This window comes from Alteromonas sp. W12, from assembly GCF_001924945.1.
Lineage (GTDB): Bacteria > Pseudomonadota > Gammaproteobacteria > Enterobacterales > Alteromonadaceae > Alteromonas > Alteromonas macleodii.
In genome coordinates this window covers 357,823-378,097 of sequence record NZ_LQXH01000009.1, presented here as the reverse complement: position 1 = coordinate 378,097, position 20,275 = coordinate 357,823, and the positions used below count along the sequence as shown (strand labels likewise).

Annotated in this window: 15 protein-coding genes; 10 read left to right on the top strand and 5 right to left on the bottom strand. The window is 44.8% G+C overall.

All coding sequences use genetic code 11. The annotated features are described in order from the left end of the window. Position 1: 1 nt before the first annotated feature. Entirely contained in the window at positions 2–1,576 is a 1,575-nt protein-coding gene (gene nhaB / locus AWH61_RS15205; RefSeq protein ID WP_014949997.1) for a sodium/proton antiporter NhaB, read from the bottom strand. 430 nt (positions 1,577–2,006) lie between these two features. On the opposite strand from nhaB, the gene fadR reads away from it, so the two are divergent. The 4 genes from fadR to AWH61_RS15185 all read left to right on the top strand — a co-directional run bounded on the left by fadR (position 2,007) and on the right by AWH61_RS15185 (position 6,716). Next, positions 2,007–2,717 carry a fatty acid metabolism transcriptional regulator FadR gene (gene fadR, locus AWH61_RS15200; protein ID WP_014949996.1) on the top strand — a complete coding sequence of 237 codons (711 nt, stop codon included), beginning with the start codon at positions 2,007–2,009 and terminating at the stop codon, positions 2,715–2,717. Between the two features lie 354 nt (positions 2,718–3,071). After that, entirely contained in the window at positions 3,072–5,249 is a 2,178-nt protein-coding gene (locus tag AWH61_RS15195; RefSeq protein ID WP_075177518.1) for a S9 family peptidase, read from the top strand. 174 nt (positions 5,250–5,423) lie between these two features. Beyond that, complete coding sequence (locus AWH61_RS15190) at positions 5,424–5,783, top strand: phasin-related domain-containing protein (RefSeq protein WP_014949994.1); 360 nt, start codon at positions 5,424–5,426, stop codon at positions 5,781–5,783. Positions 5,784–5,966: 183 nt separating this feature from the next. Further along, on the top strand, positions 5,967–6,716 hold the full coding sequence (locus AWH61_RS15185; protein ID WP_039225232.1) for a hypothetical protein: 750 nt from the start codon (positions 5,967–5,969) through the stop codon (positions 6,714–6,716). 228 nt (positions 6,717–6,944) lie between these two features. Here AWH61_RS15185 and AWH61_RS15180 read toward each other — a convergent pair whose 3' ends face one another. Continuing rightward, positions 6,945–8,378, bottom strand: a complete 1,434-nt coding sequence (locus AWH61_RS15180) for a hypothetical protein (protein ID WP_049587740.1) — start codon at positions 8,376–8,378, stop codon at positions 6,945–6,947. Positions 8,379–8,456: 78 nt separating this feature from the next. Further along, positions 8,457–9,917 (bottom strand): DUF3336 domain-containing protein, encoded by a 1,461-nt coding sequence (locus AWH61_RS15175; protein ID WP_075177517.1) that lies wholly within the window; start codon positions 9,915–9,917, stop codon positions 8,457–8,459. A gap of 414 nt (positions 9,918–10,331) precedes the next feature. On the opposite strand from AWH61_RS15175, the gene AWH61_RS15170 reads away from it, so the two are divergent. From AWH61_RS15170 to AWH61_RS15160, 3 genes are read left to right on the top strand one after another with little or no spacing between them, the layout of a single operon-like run. Then, complete coding sequence (locus tag AWH61_RS15170) at positions 10,332–11,540, top strand: DUF445 domain-containing protein (RefSeq protein WP_075177516.1); 1,209 nt, start codon at positions 10,332–10,334, stop codon at positions 11,538–11,540. Between the two features lie 56 nt (positions 11,541–11,596). After that, entirely contained in the window at positions 11,597–12,262 is a 666-nt protein-coding gene (locus tag AWH61_RS15165; RefSeq protein ID WP_075177515.1) for a TetR/AcrR family transcriptional regulator, read from the top strand. Positions 12,263–12,272: 10 nt separating this feature from the next. Beyond that, the gene (locus AWH61_RS15160; RefSeq protein ID WP_014949988.1) at positions 12,273–13,712 is read left to right on the top strand and encodes a wax ester/triacylglycerol synthase domain-containing protein; all 1,440 of its coding nucleotides are present in this window, start codon (positions 12,273–12,275) and stop codon (positions 13,710–13,712) included. Positions 13,713–13,740: 28 nt separating this feature from the next. On the opposite strand, the gene AWH61_RS15155 is transcribed toward AWH61_RS15160, so the two are convergent. Further along, positions 13,741–14,466, bottom strand: coding sequence for a DUF1439 domain-containing protein (locus tag AWH61_RS15155; RefSeq protein WP_075177514.1), 726 nt, complete (start codon positions 14,464–14,466; stop codon positions 13,741–13,743). Positions 14,467–14,679: 213 nt separating this feature from the next. On the opposite strand from AWH61_RS15155, the gene AWH61_RS15150 reads away from it, so the two are divergent. Next, on the top strand, positions 14,680–16,332 hold the full coding sequence (locus tag AWH61_RS15150) for a GMC family oxidoreductase (protein WP_075177513.1): 1,653 nt from the start codon (positions 14,680–14,682) through the stop codon (positions 16,330–16,332). Positions 16,333–16,384: 52 nt separating this feature from the next. Here the strand turns inward: AWH61_RS15150 and AWH61_RS15145 are convergent, their stop codons facing one another. Further along, positions 16,385–16,996, bottom strand: coding sequence for a TetR/AcrR family transcriptional regulator (locus AWH61_RS15145; protein WP_039225239.1), 612 nt, complete (start codon positions 16,994–16,996; stop codon positions 16,385–16,387). Positions 16,997–17,133: 137 nt separating this feature from the next. Between AWH61_RS15145 and AWH61_RS15140 the strand changes: the two genes are divergently transcribed. Further along, positions 17,134–17,973, top strand: coding sequence for a crotonase/enoyl-CoA hydratase family protein (locus tag AWH61_RS15140; protein WP_075177512.1), 840 nt, complete (start codon positions 17,134–17,136; stop codon positions 17,971–17,973). 118 nt (positions 17,974–18,091) lie between these two features. Further along, positions 18,092–20,134 (top strand): NADPH-dependent 2,4-dienoyl-CoA reductase, encoded by a 2,043-nt coding sequence (locus AWH61_RS15135; protein WP_014976910.1) that lies wholly within the window; start codon positions 18,092–18,094, stop codon positions 20,132–20,134. Positions 20,135–20,275: the final 141 nt, after the last annotated feature.

Here is a 20,275-nt window from a genome sequence, read left to right as displayed (position 1 = left end):
ACTAGTGACCTACCGCTTGAGCACCCGCTTCAGCAGCGGTGTGGTGTTCAATGAGGTGCATGTCGTAAAGCACCTGAGTAGCATCAGCAAGTCCAATGTAAGTTGCTAACAAACCAACGATGGTCAGCACGATGGTATATGGCAATGCCATCATAACCATACGGCCGTACGACAAACGAAGCAGTGGCGCGATGGCTGAGGTCAGCAAGAATAGGAAAGCAGCTTGACCGTTTGGTGTTGCCACACTGGGTAAGTTGGTTCCCGTATTGATTGCTACAGCAAGCATATCGTACTGGTCACGTGTGATTTGACCGGCCTGTAGAGCCGCTGTGACTTCAGTGATATAAACAGAGCCCACAAACACGTTGTCACTCACCATCGAAAGCACACCGTTAGCAAGATAGAACATAACCATTTGCGTTTCGCCTTCAAACGACAGTACCCAATGGATTACCGGCTGGAAAAGGCCTTGGTCAATGATAACGGCTACTACACCAAAGAATACGCAAAGTAATGCGGTAAATGGCAGTGCTTCCTCGAACGCTTTTCCAAGTGCGTGTTCTTCGATAACACCGCTCATAGAAGTAGCAAGTACAATAACTGACAGACCAATAAGGCCCACTGACGCCATGTGTGTAGCAAGACCAATGATTAACCAAACACCTATTAGTGCTTGTACTACCAGCTTAGCGGTTTCACGCTTACTGCGGCCCTTGTCCATATGGTCGTTATAGTCGACCAAAATCTGTCTTACCGCTGCAGGTAATTTTGCGCCGTATGAAAACATACCGGTTTTTTCCAGAATTACGGTAGTAAGTAATCCAAATACGAATACTGGGATAGTAACAGGTGCCATACGGATGAAAAATTCAACGAAGTCCCAGCCAGCCTTGTCTGCAATAATCAGGTTCTGTGGTTCGCCTACCATGGTCATAACACCACCAAGGGCAGTACCTACGGCTGAGTGCATCATAAGGTTGCGTAGGAAAGCTCTGAAGTCTTCTAAGTCGTGGCTTCCCAGCTCGTCGTCGCTTGTGTGGTCGTGATCAGAATGAAACTCCTTGCCCGACGCTACTTTGTGATAGATAGAGTAAAAGCCCAGACCTACACTGATTATTACTGCAACAACCGTTAATGCGTCGAGAAACGCCGATAGAAATGCAGATGCAAAAATAAACGATAGGGATAAAATTAGCTTGTTGCGAACCTTAATCACTAATTTGGTGAACAAGTACATAAGCAGGTCTTTCATGAAGTAAATGCCCGCTACCATGAATACCAGTAGCAATAACACTTCTAAATTAACTTCAATCTCATGCATCATATGGCCAGGCGATGTCATGCCTATAAACATCGCTTCGATGAGCAGCAGGCCGCCTGGTTGAAGCGGGTAACATTTCAATGCCATCGCTAGGGTAAAGATGAATTGGATTACAAGCGTCCAGCCCGCTACATATGGGTCCACCATAAAGATGAAGGGATTAACAATGAGAAAGGCAATAATGGTTTTTTTATACCAGTCGGGCGCATGTCCCAGGAAATTCTTATAGATCGCCGCGATCATTGAGGTTTGCATGAGTTCCTGTTCCTTTTACAACAAAGCACGCATTTTTGCGCATCTTTATACTGTGTAGTTCCGGTTATTGCATACATAAACTGCTGGCGCGATGCGATTTATTTCGCCTTACCGCGGTTTTGCTGCTGTCATTATAGTCGGAAATTAAGCGTACATGATATTAACGTCTTGAGAAAGCAATTCACAGACCCCACCATGTGAAAGTCACTGAATATTTATCACTTTTTTTATGATAGTTATCATTGAATTTGAAAATACGTAATATTTCGAACATAAAATGTACAAGCAGTGTTTAATGGTGTTTGAAATAACACTTTAATTTTAACAAGTTGTTAAAAGCTTTAGTGGACGAGGCATAATTCATTGTGATAATAAAACAGCATCTGGTACAATCAGTTGCAAAATAACAATAACGTGCAGGCGATTAGTTATGATTTATAAGGCACAGAGTCCAGCTGGATTCGCCGAAGAATATATTGTTGAATCTATTTGGAGTGGAAGATTTCCACCTGGCACCATTTTGCCTGCAGAAAGAGAGCTTTCTGAGTTAATTGGTGTAACACGTACTACACTGCGTGAAGTACTTCAGCGTCTAGCTCGTGATGGTTGGTTAACAATTCAACACGGCAAGCCGACCAAGGTTAACAATTTCTGGGAAACGTGTGGGTTAAACATTTTAGAAACTCTCGCTCGTTTAGACCAAGAAGGGATCCCTGAACTGGTTGATAATTTATTAGCAGCGCGCACTAATTTAAGTGCGGTTTTCATTCGAGGCGCAATTCGAAACAATCCTCAAGAGTCTGCTGAAATTATTGCCCGTTATAAAAATGTGGAGCAAGAAGGTTTAGCTTTTGCCCAGTTCGACTATCAAATGTCACATGACTTGGCGTTAGCGTCTAACAATAACGTATTTGTTTTGATGATGAACGGTTTTCGTGGTTTGTACTCGCGTATTGGTGGCTATTTCTTCTCGCACCAACAAGCACGCGACGTGGCAAACAAGTATTACGCAGACTTGCTTGATGTTGCTGAGAAAGGCGAATACGACCGTGTCCCTGTAGTAGTTAGAAAGTACGGTATAGAAAGTGGAAAGGTGTGGCTTGCTATTCGTGATGACATGCCTAAGGATTTGGTCGACTAAACTCTAGGCTGTCAAAGGCTGTTGGTTTCCATACGACGGCTTTTACAATAAACAACAAAAGCGCCGCATTATTTCTGAATATGCGGCGTTTTTTTATCGTTTTGTACTAACGCTCGTCGGTAAATTTACAGCGATGAAACACAGCTTTACATATCTTGTAACATTTTAACCTTTAATTAATCTCATTCGCGTTAACTATCACTAGACCCTTAATTGTATTTATATATACTCAGTCTACTTATAAGTTCCGCTTAGTTTAGTTGCCTCCCTATATTTTCAATCACCATAAGTCGATTGTCTTCAACCGTTTGGCGGTAAACAAAGCGCAAATAAAAGTGCACAACAGGAATAATAATGAAATATCTATGGATAGCACTTGCCGCAGGTGGCTTGGTAGCAGGCTGTGGCGTCGAAAATAAAACTGAAAATCCTCAACAAGTAGCTGAAACTGCAGCGCCATCCGTTATGTTAAATACCAAAGTGAGTGCGCCTGTGGCGAAAAAAGTGCCGCATGAAATGACCGCGCATGGTGTCACCCGTAATGACAATTACTATTGGATGCGTGATGACTCCCGCACCGACGAAGAGATATTGTCCCATTTAGAGCAAGAAAACAGCTATGTTGAGACTGTTTTGGCTCCTCTTAAGAAAAACCGAGAAGCGCTTTATGAGGAGCTCGTGTCTCGGATTGAGAAGGACGACTCAACCGTTCCCGTTCTCGACAATGGTTACTGGTACTACACCAGCTACTCAGGTGAAAATGAGTATCCTATTTATTTAAGAAAACCTTCACTTGATGCTGAACCGCAAGTATTGCTTGATGCAAACCGAATGTCTGAAGGGCATGATTATTTCAGTATTGGCAGTTATGCGGTGAGCAGCAACAACAAGTTGCTTGCGTATTCTGAAGATACGCTTAGCCGACGCATCTACACTGTGTATGTCAAAAGCCTAGAGAGTGAAGAAAAGCTTGATGACGTATTAGAAGGTACATCTGGAAGTGTAGTTTGGGCGAACGACAATACCCACCTCTTTTACGTGAAGAAAGACCCGCAGACTCTTTTGGGATACCAAGTCTATCGCCATAAATTGGGCACGTCTCAAAGCGAAGATGTTTTAGTTTATGAAGAGAGCGACCCTACCTTTTATACCTATATCAGTAAAAGTAAAGACGATAGTGTCATATACATTCACCATGACAACACCGAAAAAACAGGTGTGACTTTGATTGATGCGAATAACCCAACGTCTCAAACAAAAGTATTCTTGCCCATTGAAGACGGACAAGAATACAGTGTAGCAAAAGCGAGTGACGGTTATTTTGTGTTGACTAATATTGGTGCGAAGAATTTTAGAGTGATGAAAGCACCATTAGACGCCACTAACGATGTGTCGAAATGGCAAGAAGTGATTGCACATCGTCCAGACGTTTTCCTTCAAAGTATTGAAGTAATGAACAACCACTTAGTGGTTAAAGAAAAAGAAAACGGGATGCTGCGCTTAGTCGTTCACAATCTGACGACAAACGAAGAGAAAGTTATTCCAACTCAAGATCCAATTTACGGTGCGTATTTTAATGCAAACCCTGAAATGGATACCAATAAGCTTAGAATTTATTACAGCTCGTTGACCACGCCTGGTTCTATCATTGATATCAACTTAGATACCCTTGAAAGCGAGGTGATGAAACAAACCCGTGTATCTGACACTTTTGACTCCTCTCTCTATGCCTCTGAGCGCGTGATGATTGAAGCGAGAGACGGTACGTCGGTTCCCGTTTCGTTGGTTTATCGCAAAGATAAGTTTAAGAAAGACGGCACCAATCCATTATATCAATACGCCTATGGCTCATACGGTTCGACTGTAGACCCAACGTTTAGAAGCAGCTGGTTATCTTTGATAGACAGAGGTTTTGTTGTCGCGATCGCACACATTCGCGGAGGTCAAATGTTGGGGCGCGAGTGGTATGAAGACGGCAAGATGCATCAGAAAATTAATACCTTTACTGACTTTATTGACGTTTCAAAAGGACTTGTGGCAAAGCAGTACGCAGACAAAGACCGCGTCTTTGCTATGGGCGGCAGCGCGGGTGGCTTATTAATGGGCGCAATCGTAAATATGGCACCTGAACTCTATCAAGGTGTGAGCGCGCACGTTCCATTTGTTGATGTAGTGACCACGATGAGCGATGCGTCTATTCCGCTGACTACCGGCGAATATACCGAGTGGGGTAACCCAGCCAACAAAGCTGAGTTTGACTATATGCTTTCCTACTCGCCTTACGATCAGATTGAAGCAAAAGACTATCCACATATGTTAGTTACAACCGGACTACACGACTCACAAGTGCAGTACTTTGAGCCAATGAAGTGGGTGGCGAAGCTAAGAGAATACAAAACAGACGATAATTTACTGCTATTCAAAACCGACATGGAAGCGGGTCACGGTGGAGCTTCAGGACGTTTCAAACGATTCGAGTCTACCGCGCTTGAATATGCGTTTGTATTGCATCTTGCAGGTGTTCCACTCTAACTCTACACCCACCTTTTTAAAACCAGTCTCCTCTGGTATTTCGCCCGAACAAGTTAGCGCTTTTTCGGGCATTTTTATTTTTTGTGTTTTTAGTATGCGGATTCTAATTGTTAATCGTAAAGTAAAGCCATGGTGTTGAAATACACTCTCATTTAGCATTCATAGGAGCTGAACATGACTACTACTGACACAATTAAAGGTAAAATCAACGAAGCCGAAGAAATGGCACGTAAAATTTGGTTAGCAGGCCTAGGCGCTTATGGCAAGAGCGTTGAAGAAGCGCAGGGGCGTTACGAGAAGCTAAGCGAAGAAGCGAACAAAATGTTTGACGAGCTAGTGACAAAGGGCGAAACGTTAGAAGAAGACGCAAAGAGTAAGTTCAAATCTACGACTAACGATGTTGAAAATCGCGTTGCAGACGTGCGCAAGAAGCTTGGCCTTGATTCAGAGCCAGCTGATCAGCGCATCGAAGAGCTTTCAGCAAAAATCGATGCCTTGACTGAAGCGGTTGCAAAGCTAGCTGCCAGCAAGTAAAACGGTTTTCCTTCCGGGCACCATTTTGTGGTGCCCTCCATGCAGTTTTCATAAACTTTTCAGTGCTGAAAGCGCGTTTTAAAAGCTGCAATTGAGTGACAGCGAAGCATTTTTACAAAGTTCAATGACTGTAGAAACCGTTTTATGCTGTCATGCTTAGTAAATCTCCGTATTGGAGGCGTTATGAGCAACAAAAAAATTCCATCTACAGAATCTGTGTCGACAGTCGATCAAGATTCATCAGTACTTAACGGTACTGCTACTTCACCTCTTAAATCGTCACCTCTATTTGGTTGGCTTTACGCTGGCTCAGATTTGTTATCGGCGAAATTAGACCACGCTGCAGGCGTTGTTAGTCAGAAAATTGATGACACGCAAGAAACCATAAATTCGATGCAGGCGAAAGGGCTTGAGGTTGAAAGCGAGTTAAGACGAACACTTAATCCCTTTGCCTTGGTTGATGCTGCTCAGAAATTAGTGGCGTCAACGCCGCTTTTTTCTGCATTCTCAGGCGGCCAGAAGCGCCAGCAAAAAGAGCAGCAGCTTGAACTATTAAGCGCAAAAGTTGACTTGCTTGTAGAGCAAGTAGCCCTTTTAGCAGCAAAAGAGGCTGCTAAAAAAGCCGAGGCTAAAAGCGCTGCTAGCAAGACTGCAGCGCCCAAGAATACCTCACCAAAGTCTACGCAAGCAACGAGGAGTACGTCGACAAAGTCGTCTTCGACCGCTTCTTCAACTTCTCGTGCTCGCAAAGCCAATACAACCAAATCGGCATCTGCATCATCAAGTACGACTAAAAAAGCTTCTGCGGGAACAACTAATAAGCGTACTGCGGCCAAATCGACAACTACTAAGAGTGCGGCACAAAAGAAAGCGGCTAGTGCAGAAGCAACGTCGACTAAGAGCGCGACTGATACAACCAAGAACGACGAATAAAAGCACTTCCTAAAGATAAACCTCGCTTTCGGCATGAGCGCCAATTAACTACATATGTGGTTAATTGGCGCAGCTTCGTCCAGAAACGCTTTAGATAGACATAGTGATAGCTGTAGCTAAGTTTAGTTTTACATTTTCTTGAGAGGTGTTTTGTAGAAGTTGTACTATGAGCTTTTATTGAAGTGAAACTTCAATTTTTCCATCACAAACTTCACGTAACTAAGCCCACTATTTATTTTTCGCCCACAAATTCTGATGCTTTTTAAAACCGAAGAAGTCATAGGGTTCCCAGAAACTCGGTACTAAATCGTCAAGTGCGTCCGGAGTAAAGTTGCTCGACAATTGACTCATAATTTCACTTAGTCTGTCTTTCCCTACGCGCATGAGTTTCTTGCGGTTAGCTGGGAAATAAAGGTTTCTTCCTTTGGGAATGATTTCTTGCGTACCGCTGGTAATGTACTTCTGATTTCTTGTTACCACTTTACATAAAGGCTCAGCTGGATTTGCAGGGTTGAGGCCGATCACTATTGCACATTCGTACTGGTCCTTTTCATGACCTTTCTCATTCATCGGTATGTAGGTAATGCCGAACCCTTGTGGGAAATACCCCACAAGCTCAACAAAGTCCTGCGCTAACTGCTTATTTAAGCCGCCTTTTTTCGCTAATTGTTCAATGAGCATGTAGCCTTTAGGCAAGCTCATACGTGAGTAGTCAGACTTAGTTGAAAGCACAATCGAAACATAAATTTGAGGGATCTTTACAATCTCTCCCAGCCCCGTTTTCGACACAAATGCATCTTTTACCAGCTGCTGCAAAAATTCATTGGCTTCTTTGTGAGTTTGAACAAAGCGATCCCTTTCTTCTTTGTTGTTTCCTACATACTTAGGTAGGCCTAACCCTTCAGACAAGTACTTTAAAGTGAAGTGATAGTTTAGCTTCAGAAGATCCTTTCGCTGCGACTCTTCCAGCAAACGAAATTCGTCTAGATCGCCATTTTCCCCTTTCAAGATGGTGAGTGCGGCAGGGCTTTGCAGGCCAATATCTTGAAGTAACGCTGCGGTAATTAGCGGTCGTCCAAGCTCAGTTTTCCATTTATCGCGCCAATAGCGGTTCCCACGAAACCGGGATGCAGCTTCGCGATACTTCGAGAGATATTTGTGAGCAATCGTGTCGTGCTCTAACAGTCTATCGACTAAGCGCAGTGTAAGCACCGCTTTGTAGAGCGGTTTGAAGCGCATGTGCACACGTGCAAAGTTGCCCTCTGGTCCTCGTGTGAGCAGCATAAGTGTACCAAGTAACTTAGCGCTGAGCTGTTGTGTTTCTTGCCAGTTATCGCCCTCACAAAGCTCAATAATTTTGGTGCTTACAGCGTCAAGCCGCTCTATCCTTGCCAGACGCTCTTCTTCAAGCTTTTCAGTGCTGTTTGTTATTTGCTTGGTCAGTTGCTCTGCAAGCACCTCTTTGTTTTTATTTCCCTCAATTTTCTTAAGCTGAGCTTTTAAGTCTTCAATGTGCTGCTCAAGAGAGGGGGTAAGCGAAAAATAGTGACTCGCATCCTCGAACACCGAACCGTAGCCCGTTTCTTGAGGATAAATCATATTGATTAGTTGTTTTACTTGCTGCGTGTAAATGCTGTCGGGGTTTTGGCTTTGTGCGCTCACCGTTTTCCTTTCAAAAGATGCTGCGAATTGCCATTACTTTGCTATTGGCAATTCAAGACAGGTCAAGCGACGCACACGCTATCTTACTTCGTGCCCAAGCTCTACTGCCTCACGTTTTTTCAATTGGCCTAAATGATACCGTAAATTTTCGCTAATTTTGGTATTTCTTTTAATAACATGAAGTTGCGGCCATGATGCCCGTTCGCCACTGACGATCAACTGATTGATGCTTTCGCGCGTCGGATTAGACAACACCTGCGATAAATTTCTAATTTGGCGCTTGGGTAAAATATTGATGTTACCTACGTATTGCTGATCAATGATAGAACGAACTTTATGAATAGCCAATTTGGCACTTTTATTACCGGTTAACCTTTCAATGATATCAATGGCGAAAATACTGTTAGTTTTCGCTAGTTGGCCAAGATGGCGCGCAGACATGTCCCACAGCGAGTTGGGGTCAATGCGGTTTGCGGAAATGAATGGCACTGCCAACGGGTTTGTTTGGCTCACGATACTGTGATTTACGCCATATAGCCTCGCTAAGCGCTCGAAGGGAAGGTCGGCCATTAATGAGCCATCGGCAAAACGACGGTTAGGAATATAAGGCACAATCTCGCCCGAAGGCGTTTTCGCTCTTAACTGTACAGGGCTAAAAATGATGGGAACTGCACAGGATGCACGTACCGCTTGAGTAATAATTGCATTCGGTGAGGTTTTAGCATTTAACAAGCGCGAATGTTGATGGAGGTCGGCAGGGGATACCGTCACAGTAATGTGTCGACCTGTTTTCTTAAAAGCTTCCTCAAAAGTGGTGAGGTCGAAAAGTTCAATCAGCGCATTTTCGAGCACTGAACTATCAAATAGCCCTTTCTTTCCAAGACCGGCAAAGCTTCGCCAGTGTTTAAAAGTCTCGTAAATAAAGTCGGCGCTGAGTGCTTCTAATAACTGGTCGTGAGTTCGTGTACCCAACATGGCTGCGATGATAGAACCAGCGCTAGAGCCAGACACTACAGTAGGTAACAAATTCTTTTCGTTTAATGACTTAACCACGCCAGCATGGAAAAAGCCTAAGCCTGCGCCACCTGAAAGCATAAGGCAGCTGCGCCCGAAGGCGTGTGCAGTCTCTTCAAAAAATGACAGTTTCTCGTAAAAGTCTACGTCTTGTTCATCGGCGTGATAAATTTGCTCTAGCGCCAATATCACTTCGTCAATAAACTGTTCAATAAGATATTTAGTGCCTATTTTACACTGGGTAAGTAATACGGGGTTGGCAATATTGCCTAAATTGCCGTGTAGCCCCTCGTGCAGAATCGACATAAGCGCATGTAAATCGCCTTTGCCTCTGGCAAGCTGTAGGCGCTGAACCCGTTTGCGAATTAGTTTGTAGTCGTAATCATCGCTAGCGTCTTCGGCTTTCCATTCCTCTGCACCAGACAATGCATCGTGCGCTAAGCACGCGGCCTCATATTCATCATAATTGCCTGCATGCTCGATTTCATGTTCAAGCTTTTTTAACCGCAAGTCGAATACTGCCATGACGAGTACCTATTTTTGATTGATGAGGGCTGTGCCTTCTACTCATTTGAAAAAGTACACTGACCCGAAAAACACCAGCAAAACGATAGTTTTCACTTAGAACGCAGTTCTCAAAAATTACAGGTCTTTAAATGTCCATATAACGAAGACTCAAAGCACGGGCATGAGAACAGCGGTTCATACACTATTTTGAGTGTATGGCGTAAATTTAGAATTCACTACCTAATCGTTTGTTGTTGAGAAAACTGATGCACTTTAGGTGAATCACACAAGGTCAAACGTTCTAACTTTTAGACTTTCATTTAGCTGTTTTCAATCAACAATTAGCAGTAATTTCACTTTTTACATTGACCATTTCATAAGCACTCAGTAGCCTGAGAGAGAAAATAACAAATTGGACCACATGTTCGTAGTATGGAATGGAACTTTGAAACGCTAAGTCTGCTATCAATTCCTTTAATTAGCGCTATTGTTGGATGGCTAACCAACTATCTGGCGGTAAAAATGATGTTTTACCCCATTGAGTTTGTTGGTATTAAGCCTTTCTTAGGGTGGCAGGGACTCATTCCTGCGAAGCGCCGCCAAATGGCCGAGATTGAGGTTGAGCTAGTGCTAGGCAAACTGCTTAGTGTTGAAGAGTTAGCACAGCGTTTAGATGCAGACGAGCTCACTAAAGCAATTGAGCGGCGTTTAAGTCAAGTTATTCGCAAAGTCGTTAACGATGTAATGGCAGAATCTGCGCCTCAACTTTGGGCTGCGTTGCCTGCACAGGGCAAAAATTTAGTCTATCAACGTATCGAAAACGACATTCCTAATGTTGTTCATAAAATGGTGGACGACTTTCAGCACAATGTCTCAGAAATTTTAGATATTAAAGAGCTGGTGGTAGAGCAGCTGGTGAATGCGCCCGAGCTCGTTAATGAAATTTTCTTAACGGCAGGCAGCAAAGAGTTTCCGTTTATTGTGCGTTCCGGCTTCTATTTTGGCTTTTTGTTTGGTTTGCCCACCATGCTACTTTGGTATTTCTACCAAGCATGGTGGATTCTGCCGTTAGGTGGGCTGCTTGTGGGTTATGCCACTAATTGGATTGCTATCAAAATCATATTCGAACCCAAACGCCCAAGAAAACTGGGGCCGATTACTATTCAAGGTATGTTTTTAAAGCGCCAAAAAGAAGTGTCCGAAGTCTATTCAAACATTATTGAAGAAAAGCTTATAACGCCTAAAAACATCACCCATGTAATCTTGCATGGTTCAGGCTCAGCCCAGCTTTTAGAACTCATTGAGCTTCATGTCAATGACGCTATTGAACGCTATGTTGCCATAGCGCAACCGTATTTTGCGTTGGGTGTGGGGTCAGAAAATTACCATAAAATGAAGGCACTAGCGGTGCGTCAGATATTTGATAATTCTGATAAGTATCTGCTTTATGCGTTTGATTACGCAAATAATGCTATGCAGATTGGGCACGATTTAAGTGAGCGCATGCAGGCGTTAAGTGTTGAAGAATTTGAAGGCGTTTTGCGCCCAGCGTATCAACAGGATGAGTGGAAGCTCATCGTAACCGGCGCTATTCTAGGTATGGTAGCTGGTATTGCTCAACTCTATCTGGTGTTTATGTAGCGTGTTTCACGAATAAAAAATTAACGCACTGGGTTGGCAAAGGATTGAATTAAATTATGAAAACCGCGCAGAAAATACTACTCACCGCGCTAACCTTATTTAATGAGCACGGCGAAAACACCGTTACCAGTGTTGATATCGCCATTGAGCTGGATATTAGTCCGGGGAATCTCTACTACCACTTTAAAGGCAAGGACAGCCTGGTTAACGCGTTGATGAAAATGCATGAACAGCAGATGCAGAAGATACTAAGCCGAGAAAAGCTTGATACACTTCATCCTGAAGAAATTATGTATTACCTCTACTTGCTTATAGACAGTATTCATGTGTTTCGCTTTTTCTACCGTAGCCCGGCTGACTTAGCAGAAAAATATCCTAGTATCCTGCGCCCTAGACAGCACATATTGTCTAGCTTGAATAAACAATTAGCGTTTCTTTTTGAGTCACTATCGAAACGAGACATTCTTATTGCCTCAAAGGCCGACAGGGCACTTATGGTGGATTTAATGTCCTTAATCATCACACAGTCTTGTCAATTTGATGAATTAAACAGCCATATGGATAGTACGATGCAGCGCTACCATGCTTTGTCGCTAATGATGGTAAGCGTATTGCCAAGGTTGGCACTGTCCGATGAACAAAAACAGCAGTTAGAACAGATGCTCGACTCTCATGACTTTATGAGAGATGCCTCAACCCCGTCACCCCTCGACTTCGCGTAAAGGAATAGTAATGGCAAAAACGCTCAGTTTCTTAGATAAGTCATTTTGGATAACCGAGTCAGACGAGAATCCAAAACACGTAGCTTGCTTGCAGCTACTTGCCATACCTAAAGGGGCAAAAAGTACCGAATATGTCCCTCAATTATTCCAGGAAATAAGAAGCTTTGCCCGTGCTACTTCTCCCTTCAACTGTGCGGTAAAAACGGTATTGGGGTACCCGGTGGGGTTTGCGCCGGTAAAAAAGCTCAACATGGATTATCACGTTCAAATTCATCGTGTGGCTGATGTTACAAACCGCGAAGCACTCGATGCGTTTGTAGCAAGATTACATGCTTCGCGGTTAGATCCCGACAAGCCCCTTTGGCAATACCATTTCATCTTTGATGACAACAGCGAGACGTTTGCTATTTATGCGCGGGTTCATCACATGTATGGCGATGGGGCAACCTTAGTGCGCTGGTTCCAAGCGGGATATGTATCAAACTCTCATGAGACTAAGTTCACACCAGTATGGGCAGTAAAACGACTGCGCCATAAGCGCAGAGAGCCTGTGAGCTTTTACAAGCGCTTAGTGGGAGTGGGTTACGCGCTTAAAACCGCGCTCGATTTGCTAATTATCTTTATTCGTATATTCATGAAAGTGCTGCGAGTGAACCCACATTATATGCCTATTCCTTTCACTGGTACGAAAACAGTGCTGACTGGACAAGTGAAAGCGGGAAGGGCTGTGGCTACCATGGACTTAGACTTTAAGCGTGTGAAAGCCCTGGCAAGGCGAACGCGCTCTACGGCAAACGAGGTATTACTATGTGCCTTCGATATTGGCGTACATAAACTGCTGCAAGACCACGGGCAAGTATTTAAAAAAGCCTTGTTCACCAATATGCCAATCAATTTGCGTAAACCCGGCGAGAAAACCACGGGTAATAAGATAGCTATTGTGCCGGTGCAGCTTGCTCACGGCGAAACCGATCCTTATTTACGTTTGCGCCAAATTGTAGTGAATCACCGCATTGTAAAACATGCAGCGCAGCACGCGCGGCCCGCAGCATTTAGCGGCTATACTATTGTTATTCAATCGCTTGCACTGGTCTTTGAGTGGTTAAGGCTATCTAGCGTAGTCAAACCCATTGCCAACATCTTAATCTCCAATGTACCTGGGCCAAAAGATACGCGGTATCTAAAAGATGCAGAGCTTCTGGCTTGTTACCCCATTTCTACCATGACGCCTGGTGGCGGGGTAAATATTACGCTTATGACATATGCAGGCACGGCAAATGTGGGATTAGTGTGCTGCAATAAGAATATTGAATCGCTACAGCCGTTAGCGCGCTACGTCAAAGAGGCGTTCGATATGCTTGAAGCAAGTGTGGACGATCCTAGGTTAAACATCGACGATATTGGTGAACAGGTGGATACCGTCCCTGTTTCTATTGTGTCAGATCACTAGCGTGCATTGTTCCAAACAGTAAGCGTTGTCATTCAATGAGGTAAAAGCGCAGTACGTCGTCTTCTACACGCACGTTTTGGCCAGCTTTTGAGAACAGAACCTCGCGCCAATGGTCGTTACGCATGGTATGGCTTAAGTCTTCCTGCTTAATTTGCTTTTTAATGGCGTTGTTAATGAGAGGGATGTGGTAGTCCAACACTGCTTGTTTCGAGCCAGATAAATAGACCTTTAGATAGTCTGCAGCCATATCGGATGTGCCGGCGCTAAACAGTGACAACGCTGATTTTAAAGAGCCACCAAGCAAAGAATTAACGCTTTTGGGGAAGAGTCGCGACATCAGAAATTGCGTGTCTTTAATCAACGCGTAATCATCGTTAACTAAGGTGACGTTGTCAGTGGCGACGCCTGTCAAATAGAGTGTACTCATATTTTTGTCGTAATAGGGTGAAGCCGACACGGTAAATACAACATGAGCGCGATAAATAGTCGTGGTGGCAACCACAATATTAAGCGCAGCGAGGCACTGCAGACCAATACGGTTGCTTTCACTATCTAGCGTGATATTTCCTTCAAGCACGGTAACCGTGCCAGTTCCCATGGGGATATCGAAAGTGAATGAGTAAGGAAAGCTGCCTTTTACGAGGTCATGAAGCTCTGATTTCGTGAAGTCGTCGTGCGTCAGCTTGCCCCATTTCACAAGCCATTGTGCAAGGTAGACTTTACATTTGTCTTTAAACGATAGGTTTTTGGTCAACGTTCATTCTTAGCCTAAATCTACTAGGCGGTGGCTTGTTGTTAGTTTTTTCAGAGTAGGGGCTACTTCGATATAGACTTAAGTTATCAGGATTATTAGATTTTTTAAATCTTACAATTTAAGTCTTTTCTTGGCGAAGTGTTGTTTGGTAATCTGGTCGTACCACAACGTTTTTTTAACATTTAATAGTCTTGCCCTCAAGGAGTTGGCGAAATGAGCGAAGTACTGAGCAAATACGATTACATTATTGTAGGCGGCGGTTCTGCGGGCGCGGTGCTTGCCACCCGTTTATCAGAAAACCCCGCGTTAGATGTTTTGCTATTAGAGGCTGGCTCAAAGGACACTAATCCGCTTATTCATATCCCGTTTGGGTTGTCTTTACTCAGTAGATTTGAGGGGATTGGCTGGGGTTATCACACAGCACCCCAAAAAGAGATGTATGACAGAGAACTGTTCTGGCCCCGCGGTAAAACCTTGGGCGGCAGCAGTTCGGTTAATGCGATGTGTTATATTCGCGGGCAAAAAGAAGACTACGACCGCTGGGCTAACGAAGAAGGGGCTGAAGGTTGGTCGTTTGATGATGTACTGCCTTATTTCAAACGCTCTGAGAACTTTGAAGAAGGTGCTGATGAATACCACGGCACAGGCGGTCCACTCAATGTTAGCAAGCTTAGGCATACCAGCGTGCTGTCAGACGCATTTGTGAACTCAGCGTCGATTGCAGGCTATCAACAGCTTGACGACTTTAACCGAGACGACAGGGAAGGGTTAGGGTATTACCATGTTACACAGGCCAACGGGCAACGCTGTTCAACGGCGAAGGGGTATTTAACGCAGGCCAAGCATCGCAACAATTTAACTGTACTTACTAGAGTCGCAGCCGAAAAAGTGCTGTTAAAAGAGGGGCGTGCAATTGGCGTTCAGGTACGTGAAAAAGGCGTAGTAAATCGCTATTTTGCTAAAAGCGAAGTTATCCTGTGTGGCGGCGCGATTAATTCACCACAACTTCTGATGCTTTCAGGTATAGGACCCAGAGCAGAGCTAGAAGAAAAGGGGATTTTTGTTCAGCAAGATTTGCCTGGTGTGGGCCAAAACTTACAAGACCATCTTGATGCAATTGTACAATATACTTGTAAAGCGAGAGAGGGCTATGCCGTGGCATTAGGGGCATTACCTTCCTACGTAAAAGCCACCGCAGACTATGCGTTTAGGCGCAAAGGTATTTTCTCGTCCAACATAGCCGAAGCAGGTGGCTTTGTTAGCTCAAGCTTAGCGACACAAGGCCCAGACATTCAGTTTCACTTTCTACCGGCAATTTTAAACGACCATGGAAGACAGTTAGCTTTTGGTTACGGTTATGGCCTTCACGTATGCTGTCTATACCCCAAAAGCCGCGGCACTATTTCGCTTCAAAGCAACCATCCTGCTGATCAAGCCCTTATTGACCCCAATTATTTGACTGCAGAGGAAGATCAGCAAGTCATGATTGAAGGTGTGCGCATTGCCCGTAAGCTGCTATCTGCACCAGACTTCGACAAGTTCCAAGGCAGTGAACTATATCCTGGGGTAGAAGCACAAACAGATGAAGAAATTTTAGAGTTTTTACGTGAGCGTGCTGAAACCATCTATCACCCAATTGGTACCTGTAAAATGGGCAGTAATGACGATGAGATGGCAGTGGTTGATACCCAATTGCGGGTAAGAGGTATAGCAGGTCTTAGAGTGGTAGATGCTTCTGTGATGCCCAGCCTAATTGGCGGCAATACCAATGCGCCCACCGTCATGATTGCTGAACGTGCTGCTGAGTTTATTAAAGCGACGCACGAAGGCCAGCCAGTATCTATGGCTAAAGCGGAATCGGCGTAACTAAAAAAGTGCTACGAGCGAGTCTTCGTCTCGCTCTGGCAATTCATCCGTTCTAAGCATCCATTTGCTTTTGCATAAACAAATCTGCTGCACAATCACACATTTCCTCGATATGACTGCTGTCAGCGTAGATACCATCAATGAGCAATCGTGCAATCCCGTGTAACGTGCCCCAAGTAACCTGTGCGAGTCTCAGCGCATCCTGATTATTCGGGAGAAGCCCTTTATCTTGCCAATAGCGCGTCATCGTCACTTGAAACTGAAAGCAGGGAAATGCAACCTCTTTCAGATCGTTGGTCGCCGCTTGGTTTTGCCAAATTGTGCGACCAAACATCAATTCGTACATCTCTGGGTTGTCGGCAGCGTAGCCAATGTATTCGTGGACAAATTCGCGGAAACGTGCCTGCGGTGTTTTGTCTTCTTGTTCGAAGATTCGTTTAGCTGCGGTATGCCAATCGCTAAAGCCTTTGGCTGCAATGGCGCTTAAAAGCGCACTCTTGTCTTTGAAATGGTGATAGGGCGCAGTACGTGACACTCCGGCATCTTCTGCCAGCTTTCTGAGAGATAAACTATCAACGCCGTATTCAGACAGACGCGCCGTTGCCGCCTCTATCAGTGCGCTGCGCAAGTCGCCGTGATGGTAGCTTTGTACTGCATTAGCCATAAACCCGATGTTTCCATTTTCAAATTGAGACGAATAGATAACGTTTTATCTTGACACTGTCAACATAGCCTTTTATCTTGACGCTGTCTAGTTTGCAAATTTGTTAACAGGAACAGCCGAAGGAGACAGCGCAAACCATGAAGTACTCTACATTAGAAGTAAAACAAGAGGGTCATATTGCCCACGTAGTACTAAACCGCCCCGACGCAATGAATAGCATGATCCCAGAGTTCTGGACCGAATTGCCAGCGGCTATTCGTGAAATAGACGATGAAGGTAACGCCCGTGTCATTGTTATTTCATCAACGGGTAAGCATTTCTCTGCCGGTATGGACTTATCGGTGTTCCTGAATATGAAAGAAGACTTTAAGGGCGACCCGTCGCGCAGAGCAGAGCGTATGCGCCGTATGGTGATGTTGCTTCAAGATACCTTTACCGCCATAGAGCAGGCACGTATGCCGGTTATTGGTGCCGTGCAGGGCGGGGCAATTGGTGGTGCAGTAGATTTGCTTAGTGCATGCGACATGCGCTATTGCACCCAAGACGCCTTTTTCACCATAAAAGAAACCCAGTTAGGTATGACGGCGGACGTAGGTACACTTCAGCGACTTCCAAAACTCATTCCCATTGGCATAGTTAAAGAACTGGCTTATACCGGGCGCAACTTTGGTGCCGCAGAAGCGCAGCAACTTGGCTTTGTGAATCAGGTATTCGATGACCAAACTGCCATGCTAGACGCGGTAATGAAAATAGCTCAGCAGATTGCAATGAATTCGCCGTTAGCAGTTTCAGGCACTAAGACTATGATTAACTACGCGGTAGAACACACGGTGGCAGAGAGCTTGACCTATATGGCCACATGGCAAGCGGGCATGTTCCAAATGGAAGATGTGTTTAAAGCCATGGAAGCACAGAAAACCAAAACGCTGTCGGAATATCCGCCATTACACCCAGCCATTAAGAAAATGAATTCGTAAGTGAATGTAATTCGTTGAATTACATAGCGCCTTCAGAGAATGAGCGCATTAGATAAGACTATTTAAACAGGCTTTTTAACGGCTTTTACCAAGCCAAAACGACTTTCAGGAATGTATCATGAATCAGACCGTTACCGATCATCCCGTTTACCCTCATTTATTTCGTCCTTTAGACTTAGGCTTCACTACCCTAAAGAACCGCGTGCTCATGGGTTCTATGCACACGGGCTTAGAGGAATTACCCGACGGCCATAAACGTATGGCGGCATTTTATGGTGAACGTGCCAGAGGTGGCGTAGGGCTTATCGTTACAGGTGGTATAGGACCAAACGAAGAGGGCGCTACCCATCCGTCAACGTTTCGATTAGATACAGACGAAGCGGTTAAAAACCATAAAGAAGTGACTGACGCGGTACACATAGCAGGCGGTAAAATCTGTATGCAAATTCTGCACACGGGGCGCTATGCGTATAGCCCTAAGCTTGTTGCACCTTCTGCGGTACAAGCGCCTATTAATCCGTTTAAGCCCAAGGCACTTGAAGCTGACGAGATTGAGAAGCAAGTTAAAGATTTCATTACTGCCGCAACTCAAGCCCAGCGCGCGGGTTACGATGGCGTTGAAATTATGGGGTCTGAAGGCTATTTCCTTAATCAGTTTATTGCAAAGCGCACAAACCACCGTGACGATCAGTGGGGGGGCGAATACGAGAACCGTATCCGTCTGCCTATTGAAGTGGTACGCCGCGTGCGCGAGGCGGTAGGTAAGAACTTCATCATTATTTATCGCTTATCGATGCTAGATCTGGTGGAAGGTGGCTCTACTTATGATGAAGTCGTGCAGCTTGGCAAAGAAATTGAAAAAGCCGGTGCAACTATTATTAACACCGGTATTGGTTGGCACGAAGCGCGTATCCCAACCATTGCCACTAAAGTACCGCGAGCGGCATTTACGTGGGTTACCGCAAAATTCCGAGAAGCGCTATCAATTCCTGTTATTACATCGAACCGTATCAACACGCCTGAAGTGGCTGAAGAAGTGCTGTCTCGCGGCGATGCTGATATGGTGTCTATGGCACGTCCATTCTTGGCAGACCCTGATTTTGTGCGCAAAGCCCAGCAAAATAAGGCCGACGAAATTAATACCTGTATTGGCTGCAACCAAGCATGCCTTGACCATGTTTTCAACGGCAAAATGACTAGCTGTTTGGTAAACCCTCGTGCCTGTCACGAGCTTGAAATTAACGTAAAACCAGCAGAAACCAAAAAGCGTGTTGCAGTGGTAGGCGCAGGCCCAGCTGGATTAGCAGCGGCAGTGACTTCTGCCAAGCGCGGTCACGACGTGGTGATTTATGATGCATCTAGTGAAATTGGTGGTCAATTTAATATCGCCAAACAAATTCCAGGCAAAGAGGAGTTTTACGAAACGCTGCGTTATTTCAAACGCCAAATCGAGCTTCATAAAAACATTACCCTTAAATTGAATACTTATGTTGATGCGGCTGCGCTAAACGACGAAGCTTTTGATGAAGTGATGATTGCGACGGGGATCAAGCCGCGTACGCCAGCGATTGAAGGCATTGAGCACGAAAAAGTGCTGACCTATATCGAAGTATTGAAGGAAAAGAAACCCGTTGGCAATAAAGTGGCCATTATCGGCGCTGGTGGAATTGGTTTTGATACCGCTGAGTACTTGTCTCATGGCAAAGAAACGCCAAGCCAAGATATTCCTGCATTTATGAAAGAGTGGGGTATTGATATGACCTTCTCTGCTCGCGCGGGCATCGAAGGCGTTAAGCCGCAGCCTGAGCCATCGCCAAGAGAGATTTTCCTGTTGCAGCGCAAGACAACCAAAGTTGGCGCGGGTCTAGGCAAAACAACGGGGTGGGCACACCGAGTGGGTCTACTAGCCAAAGGCGTGACCATGATCCCAGGTGTAAGCTACGATAAAATTGATGACGAAGGGCTACATATTACGGTTGATGGTAACAGCCAAGTATTGCCGGTAGACAACATTATCATCTGTGCAGGCCAAGAGCCGATGCGTGATATCGTTGAAGGCTTAAACATGCCTTATCACTTAATTGGTGGTGCTGATGAAGCGTTAGAGCTAGACGCAAAACGGGCCATCGATCAGGGAACGCGCGTGTGCGCTGCGGTTTAACGAGCTAGTAAACCCAACCTTGTTAGCATTATAAGCGCCTCATGAAGAGGCGCTTTTTTCTGTTTATATCAAAAGTGAACCTGTTGTGGTCTTTTGTAAAGACATAGACCTGTTATTATCGTTTTCTTTTTTTGAGATAAA

Excerpts from the sequence above, each read along its gene's own strand:
- nhaB (WP_014949997.1), bottom strand. The coding sequence starts at position 1,576 with ATGCAAACCTCAATGATCGCGGCGATCTATAAGAATTTCCTGGGACAT.
- fadR (WP_014949996.1), top strand. The coding sequence starts at position 2,007 with ATGATTTATAAGGCACAGAGTCCAGCTGGATTCGCCGAAGAATATATT.
- AWH61_RS15195 (WP_075177518.1), top strand. The coding sequence starts at position 3,072 with ATGAAATATCTATGGATAGCACTTGCCGCAGGTGGCTTGGTAGCAGGC.
- AWH61_RS15190 (WP_014949994.1), top strand. The coding sequence starts at position 5,424 with ATGACTACTACTGACACAATTAAAGGTAAAATCAACGAAGCCGAAGAA.
- AWH61_RS15185 (WP_039225232.1), top strand. The coding sequence starts at position 5,967 with ATGAGCAACAAAAAAATTCCATCTACAGAATCTGTGTCGACAGTCGAT.
- AWH61_RS15175 (WP_075177517.1), bottom strand. The coding sequence starts at position 9,917 with ATGGCAGTATTCGACTTGCGGTTAAAAAAGCTTGAACATGAAATCGAG.
- AWH61_RS15170 (WP_075177516.1), top strand. The coding sequence starts at position 10,332 with ATGGAATGGAACTTTGAAACGCTAAGTCTGCTATCAATTCCTTTAATT.
- AWH61_RS15165 (WP_075177515.1), top strand. The coding sequence starts at position 11,597 with ATGAAAACCGCGCAGAAAATACTACTCACCGCGCTAACCTTATTTAAT.
- AWH61_RS15160 (WP_014949988.1), top strand. The coding sequence starts at position 12,273 with ATGGCAAAAACGCTCAGTTTCTTAGATAAGTCATTTTGGATAACCGAG.
- AWH61_RS15150 (WP_075177513.1), top strand. The coding sequence starts at position 14,680 with ATGAGCGAAGTACTGAGCAAATACGATTACATTATTGTAGGCGGCGGT.
- AWH61_RS15145 (WP_039225239.1), bottom strand. The coding sequence starts at position 16,996 with ATGGCTAATGCAGTACAAAGCTACCATCACGGCGACTTGCGCAGCGCA.
- AWH61_RS15140 (WP_075177512.1), top strand. The coding sequence starts at position 17,134 with ATGAAGTACTCTACATTAGAAGTAAAACAAGAGGGTCATATTGCCCAC.
- AWH61_RS15135 (WP_014976910.1), top strand. The coding sequence starts at position 18,092 with ATGAATCAGACCGTTACCGATCATCCCGTTTACCCTCATTTATTTCGT.